This is a genomic window from Pseudomonas veronii (genome assembly GCF_001439695.1).
GTDB lineage: Bacteria > Pseudomonadota > Gammaproteobacteria > Pseudomonadales > Pseudomonadaceae > Aquipseudomonas > Aquipseudomonas veronii.
The window spans coordinates 343478-360338 of sequence record NZ_JYLL01000003.1 but is presented as its reverse complement, the minus strand read 5'-3'; the positions used below and the strand labels follow the sequence as shown (position 1 = coordinate 360338).

The following is a 16861-nucleotide window of genomic DNA, read 5'->3' as shown; positions in this document are numbered from 1 at the left end:
TTCCAGTTCAGTGAAGCCAGTTCAGTGACGCCTGCGATGCCCCCTCCCCAGGTGAAATCGCATGCAAAAAAGAGGGCCTACGATAACACAGCGTCCGCCAGGCAACAGCGGCGCACATGCACAGGGAGGCGGGATGAGTATTCGTGATTGGCCGGTGGCCGAGCGGCCGCGGGAGAAGCTTTTGGAATGGGGGGCCGCAACGCTGTCCGACGCCGAACTGTTGGCTATCTTCCTGCGCACCGGCGTGGCCGGACGAAGCGCGGTGGACCTGGCGCGGCATCTGTTGGCGCAGTTCGGTGGCTTGCGCCCGCTGCTGGAGGCCAGCCAGGTGCTGTTCAGCCAGCAGTTGGGGCTGGGGCCGGCGAAGTTTGCCCAACTGCAGGCGGTACTGGAAATGTCCCGGCGCCACTTGGCCGAACAGCTGCGCAGCGACTCGGTGCTGGAAAGCCCGGTCGCTGTGCGGGACTACCTCAAGGCGCTGTTGCGCCATGAGCCTCACGAGATCTTCGGCTGCCTGTTTCTCGATTCAAAGCATCGGGTGCTGGGGTTCGAGGCTTTGTTCCAGGGCACCATCGACGCCACCGTGGTTTACCCGCGGCAAGTGGTCAAGCGCGCCCTGGCGTATAACGCGGCGGCGTTGATCCTGTGCCACAACCATCCTTCGGGGAGTGTGGAACCGAGTGCGGCTGATCGGAAATTGACCAAGATTCTGCAAAAAGCCTTGGAAGTGGTGGATGTGCGGGTGCTGGATCACATCATCGTAGGCGATGGTGATCCATTGTCGATGGCGGAATACGGGTGGATGTAGGAGGGGCAGCAGTTGCAAGGTTGCAGCTGCAAGCCTCAAGGGGGCTTGCAGCTTGCAGCTCAGGGCTTGACGCTGACTTTCGAAAAGTCCTGCCGCCCAAACGGGCTCACCTGGTACCCCTCGACATTCTTGCGGGTCAGGGCGAACGCCATCGGGTGCGCCAGCGGCAGCCACAGGGCCTGCTGTTGGATCTGCGCCTGGGCCTGTTGATACAGCTTGCTGCGCACCCCTTGCTCGCTGGTGGTCTTGCCGGCGCTGATGAGCTTGTCCAGGGTCGGGTCGCAATAGCGGGCGAAGTTGGTGCCGGATTTCACTGCCGCGCAGGAGAACTGCGGAGTCAGGAAGTTATCCGGGTCGCCGTTGTCGCCGGCCCAACCCATGAACAACAGGTCGTGTTCGCCGGCCTTGGCGCGGCGGATCAGCTCGCCCCATTCGATCACGCGGATCTCGGCCTGGATGCCGACCTCGGCCAGGTCCGCCTGCAGCAGTTGCGCACCGAGGTTGGGGTTGGGGTTCAGCAGACTGCCGGTGGGGCGTGTCCAGATTGTGGTCTTGAAGCCGTCCTTGAGCCCGGCGCGCTCCAGCAGCAGCTTGGCCTTGGTGATGTCCTGTGGATAACCCGGCAACTCCTTGGCATAGCTCCAGGTGTTGGGCGGGTAGGGGCCGTTGGCGGCTTCGGCGGTGCCTTCGAACACGGCTTTGAGGTAGCTGTCCTTGTCGAAGGCCAGGTTGATCGCCTGGCGCACTTCGGGCTTGTCCAGCGGCGGGTGCTGGCTGTTGATCGCGACGAATGCAGTCATGAATGCTGCGGTTTTTTCTATTTTGAGTGCGGGATCTTTCTCGGCTTCGCCCACATCCAGGGGTTTGGGCGACAGTGCGATCTGGCATTCGTCGCGGTGCAGTTTCTGCAGGCGCACGTTCGCATCCGGGGTGATGGCGAAGATCAAGTTATCCACAGCCGGTTTGCCGGCGAAATAATCCGGGTTGGCTTTGTAGCGCACCACGGCATCTTTCTGGAATCGCGTGAAGATGAACGGGCCGGTGCCGATGGGCTGGCTGTTGAGCTTCTCCGGGGTGCCGGCCTTGAGCAGCTTGTCGGCGTACTCGGCCGGGTAGATCGAGGCAAAACCCATGCTCAACGCGGCGAGGAAGGTCGAGTCGGGGTGATCGAGGGTGAAGCGCACGGTCAGCGGGTCAAGGGCGTCGATCTTCTTGATCAGTGCGGGCAATTGCAGCGACTGGGCATGGGGGAAGCCGCTCTGGGCGATCTTGTGCCATGGGTTGGCCGGATCGAGCATGCGCTCGAAGCTGAAGCGGACATCTTCGGCGGTCAGGGTGCGGCTCGGGGTGAAATAGTCGGTGCGGTGGAATTTTACGTTGGGGTGCAACTGGAAGGTGTAGGTCAGGCCGTCCGGCGACACTTCCCAGCTGTCCGCCAGGCTTGGCACCAGCTTGCCGCTGGCTGCGTCATAGTTCACCAGGCTGTTCATCAGCACGTCGGCCGAGGCGTTGGTGGTAGTCAGCGAGTTGTACTGCACTACGTCAAACCCTTCGGGACTGGCTTCGGTACACACGCTCAGATTGGTGGCCGCCAAGGCCTGCGGCGCGATAAACAGAGGGGCTAGCAAAAGCGGTAGGGCAGCGAGGCGCATGTTCGGTTTCCTGTGCAGATCGAAGGCCCATCTGCGAGTGCAGTCTGGAAAAGTCCTACCGTAGTGGTCTGATTGATAAATGACTAGTCCATTTTTGCCTGTGCTTTTGGCTCAAATGCTGTTTTGATGGCGCCTCAGCGCGTTTCGCCTTGTACTTTTTGGTACTTGCGGGCGTTGTAAATCATTCTGTGCGACGAGCGGTCGGCTATTGCAGCGGCCCCTCCTGGCAACGGTTCGGCCATCTGTCGCCGAGATTTACGCCGGTAAAAACACACGGGCTGTTGTTGCACTTGGGTCTTTCTGGTATAAAGCAGCGCTCTTTTCTAGGGGCCCGGTTCCTTCGCTTGTAGGTGTAGCCGGTAAGACCCTAAAGAAACGCGGCGCCTGGCGCCAAATGACTGAGAGATTAAGCGGCCAACCCATGCCGGGTTGGGCATGTGGTTTTAGAGGGCTGAGGCATGTCGAGAGTCTGTCAAGTTACCGGTAAGGGTCCGGTGACTGGGAATAACATTTCCCACGCAAATAACAAAACCCGTCGTCGTTTCCTGCCGAACCTGCAGCATCACCGCTTCTGGGTTGAAGAAGAGAAACGTTTTGTGCGTCTGCGCGTATCTGCCAAAGGCATGCGCATTATCGACAAGCGTGGCATCACTGTCGTGCTGGCCGAAATCCGCGCCGCTGGCAAGATCTAAGGAGCTCTATCATGCGTGAATTGATTCGAATGATCTCTAGCGCCGGTACTGGTCACTTCTACACTACCGACAAGAACAAGCGTACTACCCCGGACAAGCTCGAAAAGAAAATGTTCGACCCGCGCGTTCGCAAGCACGTGATCTACAAAGAAGGCAAAATCAAGTAATTGATTTTCTTCCTTGTGAAAAAAAGCCCGTTTCTCACGATTCGGGCTTTTTTTTGCGCAGGATTTGCTGATCAGGCCTTCTGTTCGAACACCACATAGATCTTGCGGCAGGGCTCGAGCACTTCCCAGGTGCCGCTGAAGCCGGCCGGGATAACGAAGCGGTCGCCGGCGCGCAAGGTCTTGGCGTTGCCCTCGGCATCGCGCAGTACGGAAACCCCCTGCACAATCTCGCAGTACTCATGTTCGGTGTAGTTGACCTTCCACTGCCCGACTTCGCCTTCCCAGACGCCGGCGCTCATCTGGCCGCACGGGCTGTTGTAGTGGTTGTAGATCGTTTGCTCGGGATTGCCCTTGAGGATTTTTTCCGGGGCAGGGAGGTAGCGATCGGGGGCGGTGTTGGCTTGGCTGAAGTCGACGATGTCCTGGATGCTCATGTGCGTGTCCCGTCTGGCCTGCGGTTGGAGAGCCCAAAGTCTATGTTTATTAAAATGAACATCGCAAGGGCGTTTACCGGCGTTATGTCAAATATATTGATACATCCCCAGCCGCTGGTTTAGGGTGGCAGTTGCCTTGAGCCGAACAACTGGCTGGCGGGGCAAGCATTCTTTGAGGCTGCCGGGGCACATCGCCTGGCCCTTGTATTCAATAAGAGGAGGACACTCGCATGACCACCCTGACCCGTGCCGACTGGGAGCAACGCGCCAAGGATCTGAAGATCGAAGGCCGCGCCTATATCAATGGCGAGTACACCGCCGCCGTTTCCGGCGACACGTTCGAATGCATCAGCCCCGTCGATGGCCGCCTGCTGACCAGCGTTGCCAGCTGTGACGTCGCCGACGCCCAGCGCGCCGTGGAAAATGCCCGCGCCACGTTCAATTCCGGTGTCTGGTCGCGCCTGGCGCCGGCCAAGCGCAAGGCCACCATGATCCGTTTCGCCGCGTTGCTCAAGGCCAATGCCGAAGAGCTGGCGCTGCTGGAAACCCTGGACATGGGCAAGCCGATCAGCGACGCCCTGAATATCGACGTACCCGGCGCGGCGAATGCCCTGAGCTGGAGCGGCGAGGCCATCGACAAGATTTACGATGAAGTCGCTTCCACCCCTCACGATCAGCTGGGTCTGGTGACCCGTGAGCCGGTCGGTGTGGTTGCCGCCATCGTGCCGTGGAATTTCCCGCTGATGATGGCTTGCTGGAAACTCGGGCCGGCGCTGTCGACCGGTAACTCCGTGATCCTCAAACCGTCCGAAAAATCCCCGCTGACCGCCATCCGCATCGCGGCCCTGGCCGTTGAGGCCGGTATTCCAAAAGGCGTGTTCAACGTGCTGCCGGGCTACGGCCACACCGTGGGTAACGCGCTCGCGCTGCACATGGATGTCGACACCCTGGTGTTCACTGGCTCCACCAAAATCGCCAAACAGCTGTTGATCCGCTCCGGCGAATCGAACATGAAACGTGTATGGCTGGAAGCGGGCGGCAAGAGCCCGAACATCGTGTTCGCCGATGCCCCGGACCTGCAAGCCGCCGCCGAATCCGCCGCCGGCGCGATTGCCTTCAACCAGGGCGAAGTCTGCACCGCCGGTTCGCGTCTGCTGGTGGAGCGCTCCATCAAGGATAAATTCCTACCGCTGGTGATCGCCGCGCTGAAGGGCTGGAAGCCAGGCAACCCGCTGGACCCGGCCACGAACGTCGGCGCGCTGGTAGACACTCAACAGATGAACACCGTGCTGTCCTACATCGAAGCCGGTCATGCCGACGGTGCCAAACTGGTGGCGGGCGGCAAGCGCACGCTGGAAGAGACCGGTGGCACTTACGTCGAGCCGACGATTTTCGACGGAGTGACCAACGCCATGAAGATCGCCCGCGAAGAAATCTTCGGCCCGGTCCTCTCGGTGCTCACTTTTGACAGCGCCGAAGAAGCCGTCGCCATCGCCAACGACACCCAATACGGCCTGGCCGCGGCGGTGTGGACGGCGGATATCTCCAAGGCGCACCTCACCGCCAAGGCACTGCGCGCCGGTAGCGTGTGGGTCAACCAGTACGACGGCGGTGACATGACCGCGCCGTTTGGTGGCTTCAAGCAGTCGGGCAACGGTCGCGACAAGTCGCTGCATGCGTTCGACAAGTACACCGAGCTGAAGGCGACCTGGATCAAGCTCTAAGCAACACCGCAGGTCCCCTGTAGGAGCGAGCTTGCTCGCGAAGAACTCAAAGACGCCGCGTTCAACCAGACAGCACGCGTTATCGTTGGCGTTTTTCGCGAGCAAGCGCGCTCCTACAGTTCGTTTGCAGCCCTGAAAAAACTATCCACAGGAGCGTGGAAATGCGTTGGGCGACTTATTTCGCCGTGCTGGCCTCGGTGCTCAGCGTTGGTCTGGCGTTGGGCGTCAGCATGCCGCTGGTGTCCCTGCGTCTGGAAGGCTGGGGCTACGGCAGCTTCGCCATTGGAGTGATGGCTGCGATGCCGGCCTTCGGCGTGCTGTTGGGGGCGAAGGTTTCCAGTCGGCTGGCGTCCTGGCTGGGCACTGCGCATCTGATGCGCCTGTGCCTGTGGGCGGGGGCGGTGTCCATCGGTCTGTTGGCGATCCTGCCGAGCTACCCGGTGTGGCTGGTGCTGCGGCTGATGATCGGGGTGATCCTGACCATCGTGTTCATTCTTGGCGAAAGCTGGATCAACCAGTTGGTGGTGGAGCAATGGCGCGGCCGGCTGGTGGCGCTGTATGGCTGCACCTATGCGCTGAGCCAGCTGTCGGGGCCGCTGCTGTTGGGCGTGCTGGGCACCGATCATGACTATGGGTTCTGGGTGGGCGTGGGCCTGTTGACGCTGGCGCCGTTGCTGTTGCTGGGGCGTTCCGGGGCGCCGACCGCCGAGTCCTTCAGCGTGACGTTTGCCGAGCTGTGGCGCTTCTGTCGGAGCCTGCCGGCGATTGCCTGGGCGGTGGCGTTATTCGCGGCGTTCGAGGCGATGATCCTGACGCTGCTGCCGGTGTATTGCCTGCAGCAAGGCTTCACGGCCGAGATCGCCCTGGCGATGGTCAGCACGGTGGTGGTGGGCGATGCGTTGCTGCAGCTGCCCATCGGCGCACTGGCCGACTACCTGCCGCGGCGCACGCTGTTCTTGAGCTGCGCGCTGCTGTTGCTGGGGGCGAGCCTGGCAGTCCCGTTGTTGATGCACACGCTGCTGATCTGGCCGGTGTGGGTGCTGTTCGGCGCGAGTGCGGGTGGTTTGTTCACCTTGTCGTTGATCCTGATCGGCGAGCGTTACCGCGACGATGCGCTGGTGCGCGCCAATGCCCACGTGGCGCAGCTCTGGGGCATCGGTTGCCTGATCGGGCCGCTGGTGGCCGGTGCGGGCAGCCAGTGGATCAGCGGGCATGCATTGCCGTGGCTGATGGCGGCCGGGGCGCTGGGGTTGGTGGTGCTGTTGTTGCGCCAGGGGGCGTTTGGCGCCGCGCAGCCCGCTTAGGCGCGAGGGGATGAAGGCGTTAGCGATGACGGGTACGGTCTGGTTAAGTGTGGTGTTCTTGCGTTCTTCGCGAGCAAGCTCGCTCCTACAGCATGCGTTCCAGGCCGACGGAGGTGGCGAACCAGGCATTGAAGTGGCGCCACCAGCTGCCCGGCTCGCGGGTCAGGGTGTGCGGTTGCCCGTTATCCTCGGTGGTCCACACCACCTGGCCATCCTGTAATTTCGCCTCGTAGCTCAATGCTGGCGCCATGCCTTGCAGCGCCAGATTGCGCAGGTGTTCGGCCAGCTCAGGGCTGTCCACCAGCACGCCGACTTCGGTATTCCACAGCACCGAACGCGGGTCGAAGTTGAACGAGCCGATAAACGATTTCTGCCGATCAAAAATCATCGCCTTGCTGTGCAGGCTGGAGTCCGAGCCGAGGAACAGGCCGCGACGAAACAGGTGGGGCCCGCTGCCTGTGCGGGGTGCGCCGGGTTGGCGGCGCAACTCATAGAGTTTCACGCCGTGCTCCAGCAGCGCCTTGCGATAGGGCGCGTAGCCGCCGTGTACGGCCGGCACGTCGGTGGCTTCGAGGGAGTTGGTCAGCAGGCTCACCGAGACGCCCGCATCCGCGCGACCGGTCAGGTACACCAGGCCCGGCTGCCCCGGCACGAAATACGCCGAAATCATCATCAACTCATGGTTGACGCCTTCGAGTTCCGGTTCCAGTTGGGTGGTCAGCAGCAGGCGCGGGTCCGGATCATTCTTGGCGAGTACCTTGCTCGGGGCGTCCCACAACGCCTGGTTCCAGGCCCAGATCAGCTCGCGCCGCCAGATGTCCAGGCGCGGTTCGGTCTTGTAGGTGCGCAGGCGGTTGTACAAGGCGTGGTTCTGTTGGCGCGACTGGGCCAGGGATTCTTCCAGGCGCAGGCGTGCGCTGGCCAGGTCGCCTTTGGACGGCAGGTTGGAGATGAATTCATTGATGGGCTTGCTCAGGGCGCTGTTCCAATACTGGTCGAAACTGTGGCCGAGTTGCTCGGCCACCGGGCCCACGCTGAGCATGTCGATGTCGGTGAAATTAAGGTTGGGTTCGGCGTCGAAATACTCGTCGCCCAGGTTGCGCCCGCCGACGATGGCCGCGCTGTTGTCCGCCAGCCACAGTTTGTTGTGCATGCGTCGATGTTGCAGCGACAGGTTGAGCAGGCGCCCCATGGCGCGCGTCACGCCGGTGCTGCGCCCCAGGTGCAGCGGGTTGAACAGGCGAATCTGGATGTTGGGGTGGGCGGCGAGGGTGGCGATGACCTGATCGAGGCCGTCGCTGGTGGTGTCGTCCAGCAGGATACGCACACGCACGCCACGGTCGGCGGCCTTGAGCAGTTCATCCACGAGCAGGCGGGTGCTGATGCCGTCGTGGACGATGTAGTACTGCAGGTCGAGGCTGGTCTGGGCGTTGCGGATCAGTTCGGCGCGGGCCATGAACGCCTCGCTGCTGTTGGGCAGCAGGCGAAAGCCGGAGCGGCCCTGATGCGGCGCGGCCTGGGCCTGGATCGAACGGCCGAACGACGACTGCGTCGCCGGCAGGGCATCGCTGGGGATGCGCGGCACATTCACCGTGGCGCAGCCGCCCAGGGCCAGGGCGCCCAACAGGAAAAACGCTAAAAGCCGTCGAGTCATCAAGGGCACCGTTTCCAGATCAGGGCGGTTGTCGACATAGGACGGCTATTTTCCCGGAAAGGTCAGTCGGCGGCCTCGGCCAGCATCTTGCTCGCGACGGCGCCGACTTTGCGCACCGCCTCTTCAATCTGCGGCGTAGGTTTGGCAGCGTAGTTCATGCGCAGGCAATTCCTGTACTTGCCGGACGCGGAAAAGATACTGCCCACGGCGATTTGTACGCCTTGTTCCACCAACACCCGGTTGAGCTTGAGGGTGTCGAAACCTTCCGGCAGCTCGATCCACAGCATGAAGCTGCCTTGAGGTCGGCTGGCGCGGGTGCCGGCGGGGAAATAACGGCTGACCCAGTCGAGCATCATGTCGCGATTACGTTGGTATTGAGTACGCATCCGCCGCAAATGCGGTTCGAAATGGCCGCCCTTGAGAAATTCGGCGATGGCGATCTGCGGCTGGGTCGCGGTGGAGCCGGTGCTGATGTATTTCATGTGCAACACCCGCTCCAGGTAGCGGCCCGGCGCGACCCAGCCAATCCGCAGGCCTGGCGCCAGGGTTTTCGAGAACGAGCTGCAGAGCAACACGCGGCCATCTTCGTCGAAGGATTTGATGGTGCGCGGGCGCGGGTAGCTGTAGGCCAGTTCGCCATACACATCGTCTTCGATGATCGCCACGTCAAAGCGCTGGGCCAGGGTCAACAGCGCCCGCTTGCGTGCCTCCGGCATGATGTAGCCCAAAGGATTGTTGCAGTTGGGGGTCAGTTGAATGACTTTGATCGGCCACTGTTCCAGCGCCAGTTCCAGGGCTTCGAGGCTGATGCCGGTGAGCGGGTCCGTGGGGATTTCCAGCGCTTTCATGCCCAGGCCCTTGAGGGTCTGCATGGCGCCGTGGAAGCTCGGCGAGTCCACCGCAACGATATCCCCCGGCTCGCAGATGGAGCGGATGCTGGCAGACAGCGCCTCATGGCAGCCGGTGGTGATCACGATGTCTTCGGCGGTCAACTGGCAGCCGGAATCCAATGACAGTCGGGCGATTTGTTCGCGCAACTCCATACAGCCGAGGATATTGTCGTAATACAGCCCCGGCAGGTCCTGGCGCCGGCTGACGCGGGCCAGGCTGCGCAGCAGCGGCTTGAGGGTGGGCGACAACACATCCGGCATGCCGCGGCCCAGCTGTACGACATCTTTACGCGGTACCGCGCGGATCAACTCGAGCACTTGGTCCCACTGGGAAATTTCCACCGGGCGCTGGGCCGGGCGGCCGACTTCGGGCAAGGCCGGCAGCTCACGGCCGACGGGCACGAAGTAACCGGACTTGGGCTTCGGCATCGCCAGGCCGTTGTCTTCCAGCATGCGATACGCTTGCTGCACGGTGCTCAAACTGACCCCGTGCTCGACACTCAAGGCCCTTACGGAAGGCAGCCGGTCACCGGGGCGGTAGAAGCCCTGTTCGATGCGGGTGCCCAACAATTCGGCGAGGTTGACGTAAAGGGTCACGGTGATCACTCCCAGGGGACCAGTACAGATTCTGGGAAAATACAGGATTCAGCCACTCGTGGGCAGTATCTGTATGGATTTAATAAAAATTGGTTGAATCTGTAATGGTTTTGTCCACTCGCTCATTCTAGTCACTCATGGCAACCAGCAAATGAGGACGACAAAATGAACGGCATGAGCGATGTGCGGCTGACGTTACACGGCCAGGAACTCGAAGCGGGGCAGGCGCGGGCGATGTCGGCCCCGACCCGCAACCGCTGGAGCCTGTTCTGGCACCGTCGCCACACGCGCAAGGTGCTGCTGGAGCTGACTGCCGAGCAACTGCGGGATATCGGGTTGACCGCCGAGCAGGCGCGCCAGGAAGGCTTGAAGCCGTTCTGGCGCAGTTGAGTCACACCAGTTCTTTCAACCGGTGCCAGAGCATCCCCAGCGCCAACAGCGGCGAGCGCAAGTGCTTGCCGCCGGGGAAGGTGATGTGCGGCACCTGGGCGAACAGATCGAAACGTCCCTGCTGCTGGCCGCTGACGGCTTCGCCCAGCAGCTTGCCCGCCAGGTGTGTCGCGTTGAGGCCATGACCGGCGTAGGCCTGGGCGTAATACACGTTGGGTTGATCTGCCAATCGGCCGATCTGCGGCAAGCGGTTGGCACCGATGCCGATCATGCCGCCCCATTGATAGTCGATCTTCACGTCGGCCAGTTGGGGGAACACCTGCACCATCTTCGGCCGCATGTAGGCGCCGATGTCCTTGGGGTCGCGTCCGGAATAGTGGCAGGCGCCGCCGAACAGCAGACGACGGTCGGCAGACAGTCGGAAGTAGTCCACCGTCACCCGCTGATCACACACCGCCATGTTTTGCGGCAGCAATTGGGCCGCCTGGGCGGCGCTTAATGGCTCGGTGGCGATGATATAGCTGCCGGCCGGCAACACTTTGCCGCTCAACAGTGGGTTGAGCCCCTTCAGATAGGCGTTGCAGGCCAGCACCAGGGTCTTGGCGCGCACATTGCCGCGGGCGGTGTGTACGTTGACCTCGGGGCCGTAGTCGATGCGCGTCACTTCGGAGTGCTCGAACAGTTGCACGCCGAGTTTTTGGGCGGCAGCTGCCTCGCCGAGGGCCAGGTTCAGCGGGTGCAGATGGCCCGAGCCCATGTCGATCATGCCGCCCACGTAGCGCTCGGAACCGATCACGCTGCCCATTTCGCTGGCTTGCAGCAGGCGTACTTCGTGGCGATAGCCCAGGCTGCGCAATTCTTCGGCGTCTTCGGCGAGGCCGAGCAGGTCGCGGGGTTTGTTGGCCAGGTCGCAGTAGCCCCAGGTCAGGTCGCAGGCGATCTGGAAACGCTCGACGCGTTCGCGCACGATTTCTACCGCCTCCAGGCCCATCAGTTTCATCTGGCGCACGCCGTCGGTGCCGATCACGTTGGTGAATTGCTCCAGGCCATGGCCAACGCCGCGGATCAACTGGCCGCCATTGCGCCCGCTGGCGCCCCAGGCGATCTTGCGCGCTTCCAGCAGCACCACGCTGAACCCGCGTTCGGCCAGTTCCAGCGCGGTGTTGAGCCCGGAAAAACCGCCGCCGATCACGCACACGTCGGCCACTGTTTCGCCGGCCAACGCCGGATAGTCGGGTTGCGGCAGGCTGCTGGCGGCGTAGTAGGAAGCGGTGTGCCGGGCGCAGGCAGTCATGGGAACATCCCCGTTTGGAAAATTTGACGCAGGATACAGCGGTCGGACGAAGCTGTCTCACCGCGGGGTTTTGCGGCAGAATCCACGCCTATTCGCCGTTCGGTACGTGTTTCGATGAGTTGCAACAGTCAGAAAATCAGCGCATTGCGCCGACAGATCCCCTCGTTTGAGTGCGTCCCCGGTTGCCACGATTGCTGTGGGCCGGTGACGACTTCCCCCGAGGAAATGTCGCGCCTGCCGCGTAAGACCGCTGCCGAACAGGAAGCCGCCATGGACGAGTTGAACTGCGTACACCTGGGGCCCAATGGCTGCACGGTGTATGACGAGCGCCCGCTGATCTGTAGGCTTTTCGGCACCACAAAGACCTTGCCGTGCCCCAATGGACGGCGGCCGGTGGAGCTGATTCACCCGCGGGTGGAGAAGCAGATCCACGAATACATGGCGAGTACCCGGCAGGTGCTGGTCTAAATGTGGGAGCAAGCAAGCCCTCGCCCACATTGGCCCGGTTGTGTCAGTCAGTCGGGGATGGGCAGATTGAGGCTCTCTTTCACCTCTTCCATCACGATATAGCTCTTGGACTCCCGCACATGGGGCAGTTTGAGCAGGATGTCGCCGAGCAGTTTGCGGTACGAGGCCATCTCGGAAATCCGCGCTTTCACCAGGTAGTCGAAGTCCCCCGAGACCAAGTGGCACTCCAGCACATGGGGCAATTTCAGCACGGCGCGGCGGAATTCTTCAAAGGTGTCGCCGGATTTGTAGTCGAGGCTGATCTCGACAAATACCAGCAAACTCGCCTTCAAATGCTGGGGGTTGAGGCGTGCGTTGTAGCCCATGATGATCCCTTCACGCTCAAGGCGGCGCACGCGCTCGGTGCAGGGGGTGGTCGACAGTCCGACCTTTTCCCCCAGCTCCGTGAACGAAATGCGCCCGTCGGCTTGTAGGATGCGCAAGATGTTCCGGTCGATCTTGTCCAGCTCCCGTTTGGTCTGGGTGTTGGTACGCATAGGGGATACGCCTCTGTGAAAAGGGTTGTTGCCAAGAATTGTCGCCAAATATAGGCATTTATATAGTGAAATGCACTGGTGATTGCTTTTTATACTGCTCACATCATTGCTCGAACAACACACGTCGGCGGTCAAGCCGCGATGAGGATATAAAAATGCGCGTTCTGGTCTTGGGTAGCGGCGTCATTGGTGTGACCAGTGCCTACTATTTGGCGCGAGCCGGTTTTGAGGTGGTCGTGGTCGACCGCCAGCCAGCCGCGGCCATGGAAACCAGTTTCGCCAACGCCGGCCAGGTCTCTCCAGGCTACGCCTCGCCATGGGCCGCGCCGGGTGTGCCGCTCAAGGCCATCAAGTGGCTGCTGCAACGCCACGCGCCGCTGGCGATCAAGGCCACCGCCGATATCAACCAATACCTGTGGATGGCGCAGATGCTGCGCAACTGCACCGCCAGCCGGTATGCGGTGAACAAGGAGCGCATGGTCCGCCTGTCCGAGTACAGCCGCGATTGCCTCGACGAACTGCGCGCTGAAACCGGCATTGCCTACGAAGGCCGCAGCCTCGGTACGACCCAACTGTTCCGCACCCAGGCGCAGCTCGATGGCGCTGCCAAAGATATCGCCGTGTTGAAAGAGTCCGGCGTGCCGTTCGAATTGCTTGACCGTGCCGGCATCGCCCGCGTCGAACCGGCCCTGGCCAGTGTCACCGACATCCTCGCCGGTGCCCTGCGCCTGCCGAACGACCAGACCGGCGACTGCCAGATGTTCACCACGCGCCTGGCAGACATGTGCAAGCAGTTGGGCGTGGAATTCCGTTTCGAACAGGACATCCAGCGCCTCGACCACGCCGGTGATCGCATCAACGGTGTGTGGATCGACGGCAAGCTGGAAACCGCCGACCGCTACGTCCTGGCCCTCGGCAGTTATTCGCCGCAGTTGCTCAAGCCGCTGGGGATCAAGGCGCCGGTGTACCCGCTCAAGGGCTACTCGCTGACCGTGCCGATCACCAACCCGGCGATGGCGCCGACGTCGACCATTCTCGACGAGACCTACAAGGTCGCGATCACCCGTTTCGACAACCGCATCCGTGTCGGCGGCATGGCTGAAATCGCCGGTTTTGACCTGTCGCTGAACCCACGTCGGCGTGAAACCCTGGAGATGATCGTCAACGACCTTTATCCTCAGGGCGGCAATCTGACCGAAGCGATCTTTTGGACCGGCCTGCGTCCGACCACACCGGACGGTACGCCGATTGTCGGTGCCACCCCGTTCAAGAATCTGTTCCTGAACACCGGCCACGGCACCCTCGGTTGGACCATGGCGTGCGGCTCCGGTCGTTTGCTGGCTGACCTGATGGCCAAGAAAACGCCGCAGATCAGTGCCGAAGGCCTCGATATTTCCCGTTATGGCAACCACCAGGAGTCTGCAAAACATGTCAATCCAGCGCCAGCTCACCAATGAGCGCATGAGCCAGATCGTTGCCCACGGCGGCACCGTGTACCTGGCAGGGCAAGTCGGCGACGACCTGAGTGCCGGGATTGAACAACAGACCCGTGAAACCCTGGCCAATATCGAGCGTTTGCTGGACTTGGCCGGCACCGACAAAAGCAAGCTGCTGTCGGTGACGATCTACCTCAAAGACATCGACGCCGACTTCGCCGGCATGAACGCGGTGTGGGACGCATGGCTGCCCAAAGGCGTCGCCCCGGCCCGCGCCACGGTTGAAGCGAAACTGTGCGAGCCGCAAATCCTGGTGGAGCTGTCCGTCGTGGCCGCCCTGCCTTAAGCAACGATCCCTCTCCCGGTACCGATGCGGTTGGTCGGTGCCGGTTTTTTTTCACTCTGCCGCCTAGAAGCCTGCCGCCATGCGTCCTGCCCGTGCCCTGATCGACCTCCAAGCCCTGCGCCACAATTACCAATTGGCCCGTGAAGTCACGGGGGCCAAGGCCCTCGCTGTGATCAAGGCCGATGCCTACGGCCATGGCGCGGTGCGCGTGGCCCAGGCGCTGGAAGCCGAGGCCGATGGTTTTGCCGTGGCCTGTATCGAGGAAGCACTGGAGCTGCGGGCTGCCGGTATCCGCGCGCCGGTATTGCTGCTGGAAGGGTTTTTCGAAGCCGACGAGCTGCCGCTGATCGTCGAGCATGATTTCTGGTGCGTGGTGCATTCGCTGTGGCAACTGGAGGCCATCGAGCAGGCGGCCTTGCGCAAGCCCCTCACCGTGTGGCTCAAACTGGACTCGGGCATGCACCGCGTCGGCCTGCACCCCAAGGACTACCACGAGGCGTACCAGCGCCTGCTCGCCAGCGGTAAGGTGGCGAAGATCGTATTGATGAGCCACTTCGCTCGCGCCGATGAGCTCGATTGCGTGCGCAGCAATGAACAAGTGGCGGTGTTCGAAGCGGCGCGCCAGGGGCTGTCGGCCGAGGTCAGCCTGCGCAATTCGCCGGCGGTGATGGGCTGGCCGAAGGTGCCCAGCGACTGGGTACGCCCCGGCATCATGTTGTACGGCACGACGCCGTTTGGTGAAGACCAGGCCACCGCCGCGCGCTTGCAGCCGGTAATGACCCTGGAATCGAAAGTCATCTGCGTGCGCGAACTGCCGGCCGGCGAGCCGGTGGGCTACGGTGCCAAATTCATCACGCCGAAACCGATGCGGGTCGGCGTGGTTGCCATGGGCTATGCCGACGGTTATCCACGTCACGCCCCCACCGGCACGCCGGTGCTGGTGGCGGGGCAGCGCAGCCAATTGCTCGGCCGGGTGTCCATGGACATGCTGTGCGTCGACCTCACCGACGTGCCCCAGGCCGGCCTCGGTTCCACCGTGGAGCTGTGGGGCAAGAACATCCTCGCCAGTGACGTCGCGGCCGCCGCCGAGACCATCCCCTACCAGATCTTCTGCAACCTGCGCCGCGTGCCAAGGCTCTATTCCGGGGCTTGATCGGCCTCTACGAACGGTGCGGGGGAGGATTTAGGCCCAAGTGTTGTAAATACTGAACGCTGTCGCCATGATAACGCTCAATTACAACAAAGCCTGAATCCTAGGAGGCTCCCGCATTGGACGTCGGCGAACGACTGCAATCCATCCGTAAACTGAAGGGTCTTTCCCAGCGCGAGCTCGCCAAGCGTGCGGGTGTCACCAACAGCACCATTTCGATGATCGAAAAAAACAGTGTCAGCCCTTCCATCAGTTCCTTGCGCAAGGTGCTGGGCGGCATTCCCATGTCGATGGTCGAGTTCTTTTCCGAGGAAATCCTCCAGGAAATACCGACCCAGGTCGTCTATAAAGCCAACGAGCTGATTGATATCTCCGACGGCGCTGTCACCATGAAACTGGTGGGTCGCGCACATCCGAGCCGGGCGATCACGTTTCTCAACGAAATTTACCCGCCTGGCGCCGATACCGGCGAAGAAATGCTCACCCACGAAGGCGAAGAAACCGGGATTCTGGTGGAAGGTCGCCTGGAATTGGTCGTCGGTCTTGAAACTTTTGTGCTCGAAGCTGGCGATAGCTACTACTTTGAAAGCACCAAGCCCCATCGTTTTCGTAATCCGTTCGATGTGCCGGCGCGACTAATCAGCGCAGCCACGCCCGCGAACTTTTGACAGAAGAGGCGTCCAGCCAGCATTGCAGAGACTCCCGCAGCGTATTCCGTGAGACTGAATCTCCCTTTGCTTAATAGGGTTGTTTCAGCCAGACGGGCTAACCGTTATACTTTCGCCGCCTGCGAAACCGTGGCCGCAGGCGTGAATAGCCACCATTGAGGGTGAACGCGTGAACCTAATTATGAAAATGCTGGCTGCACCAGCAACCGTACTGGCCCTATGGGCTGTCAGCGCTCAAGCTGCGACCAATGATGACATTGCCAAGCGCTTGGAGCCTGTTGGCCAAGTGTGTGTGCAGGGGCAGGAGTGCAAGGGGATGGAAGTCGCCGCAACAGCGGGCGGCGGCGGCGGTGCGAAAACACCGGATGAGATCATTGCCAAGCACTGCAATGCATGCCACGGAACCGGCCTGTTGGGTGCTCCGAAAATCGGCGACACCGCCGCCTGGAAAGACCGCGCCGACCACCAGGGCGGCCTCGACGGCATCCTGGCCAAGGCGATCACGGGTATCAATGCCATGCCGCCAAAAGGCACCTGTGCTGATTGCACGGATGCTGATCTGAAAGGTGCGATCAAGAAGATGTCCGGGTTGTAATCCAGCGATCTTCGTCAAAAATGCCGCTTACGAGCGGCTTTTTTGTGCCTGCGATC

18 protein-coding genes are annotated in these 16861 nt (G+C 61.7%); 12 read left to right on the top strand and 6 right to left on the bottom strand.

Annotation, left to right across the window (positions count from 1 at the left end):
* Nucleotides 1-133: 133 nt before the first annotated feature.
* Nucleotides 134-808 carry a RadC family protein gene (gene radC / locus TU80_RS05990; RefSeq protein WP_017846051.1) on the top strand — a complete coding sequence of 225 codons (675 nt, stop codon included), beginning with the start codon at nucleotides 134-136 and terminating at the stop codon, nucleotides 806-808.
* Between the two features lie 59 nt (nucleotides 809-867).
* On the opposite strand, the gene TU80_RS05985 is transcribed toward radC, so the two are convergent.
* Nucleotides 868-2460 (bottom strand): ABC transporter substrate-binding protein, encoded by a 1593-nt coding sequence (locus tag TU80_RS05985; RefSeq protein WP_057004016.1) that lies wholly within the window; start codon nucleotides 2458-2460, stop codon nucleotides 868-870.
* Nucleotides 2461-2918: 458 nt separating this feature from the next.
* Between TU80_RS05985 and rpmB the strand changes: the two genes are divergently transcribed.
* Nucleotides 2919-3152, top strand: coding sequence for a 50S ribosomal protein L28 (rpmB, locus tag TU80_RS05980; protein WP_003176907.1), 234 nt, complete (start codon nucleotides 2919-2921; stop codon nucleotides 3150-3152).
* An 11-nt stretch (nucleotides 3153-3163) separates the two neighbouring features.
* Nucleotides 3164-3319 carry a 50S ribosomal protein L33 gene (rpmG, locus tag TU80_RS05975; RefSeq protein ID WP_003176906.1) on the top strand — a complete coding sequence of 52 codons (156 nt, stop codon included), beginning with the start codon at nucleotides 3164-3166 and terminating at the stop codon, nucleotides 3317-3319.
* 71 nt (nucleotides 3320-3390) lie between these two features.
* On the opposite strand, the gene TU80_RS05970 is transcribed toward rpmG, so the two are convergent.
* A complete protein-coding gene (locus TU80_RS05970; RefSeq protein WP_017846047.1) occupies nucleotides 3391-3753 on the bottom strand; it encodes a cupin domain-containing protein in 363 nt (120 codons plus the stop codon).
* Nucleotides 3754-3983: 230 nt separating this feature from the next.
* Between TU80_RS05970 and TU80_RS05965 the strand changes: the two genes are divergently transcribed.
* Nucleotides 3984-5477 (top strand): aldehyde dehydrogenase, encoded by a 1494-nt coding sequence (locus TU80_RS05965; protein ID WP_046381649.1) that lies wholly within the window; start codon nucleotides 3984-3986, stop codon nucleotides 5475-5477.
* 161 nt (nucleotides 5478-5638) lie between these two features.
* Nucleotides 5639-6781 (top strand): MFS transporter, encoded by a 1143-nt coding sequence (locus tag TU80_RS05960; protein ID WP_057004015.1) that lies wholly within the window; start codon nucleotides 5639-5641, stop codon nucleotides 6779-6781.
* An 85-nt stretch (nucleotides 6782-6866) separates the two neighbouring features.
* Here TU80_RS05960 and TU80_RS05955 read toward each other — a convergent pair whose 3' ends face one another.
* Nucleotides 6867-8435, bottom strand: coding sequence for a phospholipase D family protein (locus tag TU80_RS05955; protein ID WP_032804275.1), 1569 nt, complete (start codon nucleotides 8433-8435; stop codon nucleotides 6867-6869).
* Nucleotides 8436-8497: 62 nt separating this feature from the next.
* Nucleotides 8498-9922 (bottom strand): aminotransferase-like domain-containing protein, encoded by a 1425-nt coding sequence (locus TU80_RS05950; RefSeq protein ID WP_046385149.1) that lies wholly within the window; start codon nucleotides 9920-9922, stop codon nucleotides 8498-8500.
* Nucleotides 9923-10087: 165 nt separating this feature from the next.
* On the opposite strand from TU80_RS05950, the gene TU80_RS05945 reads away from it, so the two are divergent.
* Nucleotides 10088-10312 carry a DUF1127 domain-containing protein gene (locus TU80_RS05945; RefSeq protein WP_017846042.1) on the top strand — a complete coding sequence of 75 codons (225 nt, stop codon included), beginning with the start codon at nucleotides 10088-10090 and terminating at the stop codon, nucleotides 10310-10312.
* 1 nt (nucleotide 10313) lies between these two features.
* Here the strand turns inward: TU80_RS05945 and TU80_RS05940 are convergent, their stop codons facing one another.
* A complete protein-coding gene (locus TU80_RS05940; RefSeq protein ID WP_057004014.1) occupies nucleotides 10314-11606 on the bottom strand; it encodes an NAD(P)/FAD-dependent oxidoreductase in 1293 nt (430 codons plus the stop codon).
* Between the two features lie 114 nt (nucleotides 11607-11720).
* Here TU80_RS05940 and TU80_RS05935 point away from each other — a divergent pair, with 114 nt between their 5' ends.
* Complete coding sequence (locus tag TU80_RS05935; RefSeq protein WP_017135860.1) at nucleotides 11721-12074, top strand: YkgJ family cysteine cluster protein; 354 nt, start codon at nucleotides 11721-11723, stop codon at nucleotides 12072-12074.
* 47 nt (nucleotides 12075-12121) lie between these two features.
* On the opposite strand, the gene TU80_RS05930 is transcribed toward TU80_RS05935, so the two are convergent.
* Nucleotides 12122-12610, bottom strand: coding sequence for an Lrp/AsnC ligand binding domain-containing protein (locus TU80_RS05930; RefSeq protein WP_017846039.1), 489 nt, complete (start codon nucleotides 12608-12610; stop codon nucleotides 12122-12124).
* Between the two features lie 155 nt (nucleotides 12611-12765).
* Here TU80_RS05930 and dadA point away from each other — a divergent pair, with 155 nt between their 5' ends.
* From dadA to TU80_RS05905, 5 genes are all read left to right on the top strand, one after another.
* Nucleotides 12766-14067 carry a D-amino acid dehydrogenase gene (dadA, locus tag TU80_RS05925; RefSeq protein WP_017846038.1) on the top strand — a complete coding sequence of 434 codons (1302 nt, stop codon included), beginning with the start codon at nucleotides 12766-12768 and terminating at the stop codon, nucleotides 14065-14067.
* A complete protein-coding gene (locus TU80_RS05920; RefSeq protein WP_017846037.1) occupies nucleotides 14039-14392 on the top strand; it encodes a RidA family protein in 354 nt (117 codons plus the stop codon). The genes dadA and TU80_RS05920 overlap by 29 nt, the downstream gene beginning before the upstream one ends.
* 79 nt (nucleotides 14393-14471) lie before the next feature.
* The gene (gene alr / locus TU80_RS05915) at nucleotides 14472-15545 is read left to right on the top strand and encodes an alanine racemase (RefSeq protein ID WP_046381652.1); all 1074 of its coding nucleotides are present in this window, start codon (nucleotides 14472-14474) and stop codon (nucleotides 15543-15545) included.
* Between the two features lie 116 nt (nucleotides 15546-15661).
* Nucleotides 15662-16210 carry a cupin domain-containing protein gene (locus TU80_RS05910; RefSeq protein WP_046381653.1) on the top strand — a complete coding sequence of 183 codons (549 nt, stop codon included), beginning with the start codon at nucleotides 15662-15664 and terminating at the stop codon, nucleotides 16208-16210.
* A gap of 181 nt (nucleotides 16211-16391) precedes the next feature.
* Nucleotides 16392-16805, top strand: coding sequence for a c-type cytochrome (locus TU80_RS05905; RefSeq protein WP_026139909.1), 414 nt, complete (start codon nucleotides 16392-16394; stop codon nucleotides 16803-16805).
* The last annotated feature ends 56 nt before the right edge of the window (nucleotides 16806-16861 follow it).

Coding starts and splice junctions, on each gene's coding strand:
- radC (WP_017846051.1), top strand. CDS start 134: ATGAGTATTCGTGATTGGCCGGTGGCCGAGCGGCCGCGGGAGAAGCTT.
- TU80_RS05985 (WP_057004016.1), bottom strand. CDS start 2,460: ATGCGCCTCGCTGCCCTACCGCTTTTGCTAGCCCCTCTGTTTATCGCG.
- rpmB (WP_003176907.1), top strand. CDS start 2,919: ATGTCGAGAGTCTGTCAAGTTACCGGTAAGGGTCCGGTGACTGGGAAT.
- rpmG (WP_003176906.1), top strand. CDS start 3,164: ATGCGTGAATTGATTCGAATGATCTCTAGCGCCGGTACTGGTCACTTC.
- TU80_RS05970 (WP_017846047.1), bottom strand. CDS start 3,753: ATGAGCATCCAGGACATCGTCGACTTCAGCCAAGCCAACACCGCCCCC.
- TU80_RS05965 (WP_046381649.1), top strand. CDS start 3,984: ATGACCACCCTGACCCGTGCCGACTGGGAGCAACGCGCCAAGGATCTG.
- TU80_RS05960 (WP_057004015.1), top strand. CDS start 5,639: ATGCGTTGGGCGACTTATTTCGCCGTGCTGGCCTCGGTGCTCAGCGTT.
- TU80_RS05955 (WP_032804275.1), bottom strand. CDS start 8,435: ATGACTCGACGGCTTTTAGCGTTTTTCCTGTTGGGCGCCCTGGCCCTG.
- TU80_RS05945 (WP_017846042.1), top strand. CDS start 10,088: ATGAACGGCATGAGCGATGTGCGGCTGACGTTACACGGCCAGGAACTC.
- TU80_RS05940 (WP_057004014.1), bottom strand. CDS start 11,606: ATGACTGCCTGCGCCCGGCACACCGCTTCCTACTACGCCGCCAGCAGC.
- TU80_RS05935 (WP_017135860.1), top strand. CDS start 11,721: ATGAGTTGCAACAGTCAGAAAATCAGCGCATTGCGCCGACAGATCCCC.
- TU80_RS05930 (WP_017846039.1), bottom strand. CDS start 12,610: ATGCGTACCAACACCCAGACCAAACGGGAGCTGGACAAGATCGACCGG.
- dadA (WP_017846038.1), top strand. CDS start 12,766: ATGCGCGTTCTGGTCTTGGGTAGCGGCGTCATTGGTGTGACCAGTGCC.
- TU80_RS05920 (WP_017846037.1), top strand. CDS start 14,039: ATGTCAATCCAGCGCCAGCTCACCAATGAGCGCATGAGCCAGATCGTT.
- alr (WP_046381652.1), top strand. CDS start 14,472: ATGCGTCCTGCCCGTGCCCTGATCGACCTCCAAGCCCTGCGCCACAAT.
- TU80_RS05905 (WP_026139909.1), top strand. CDS start 16,392: ATGAAAATGCTGGCTGCACCAGCAACCGTACTGGCCCTATGGGCTGTC.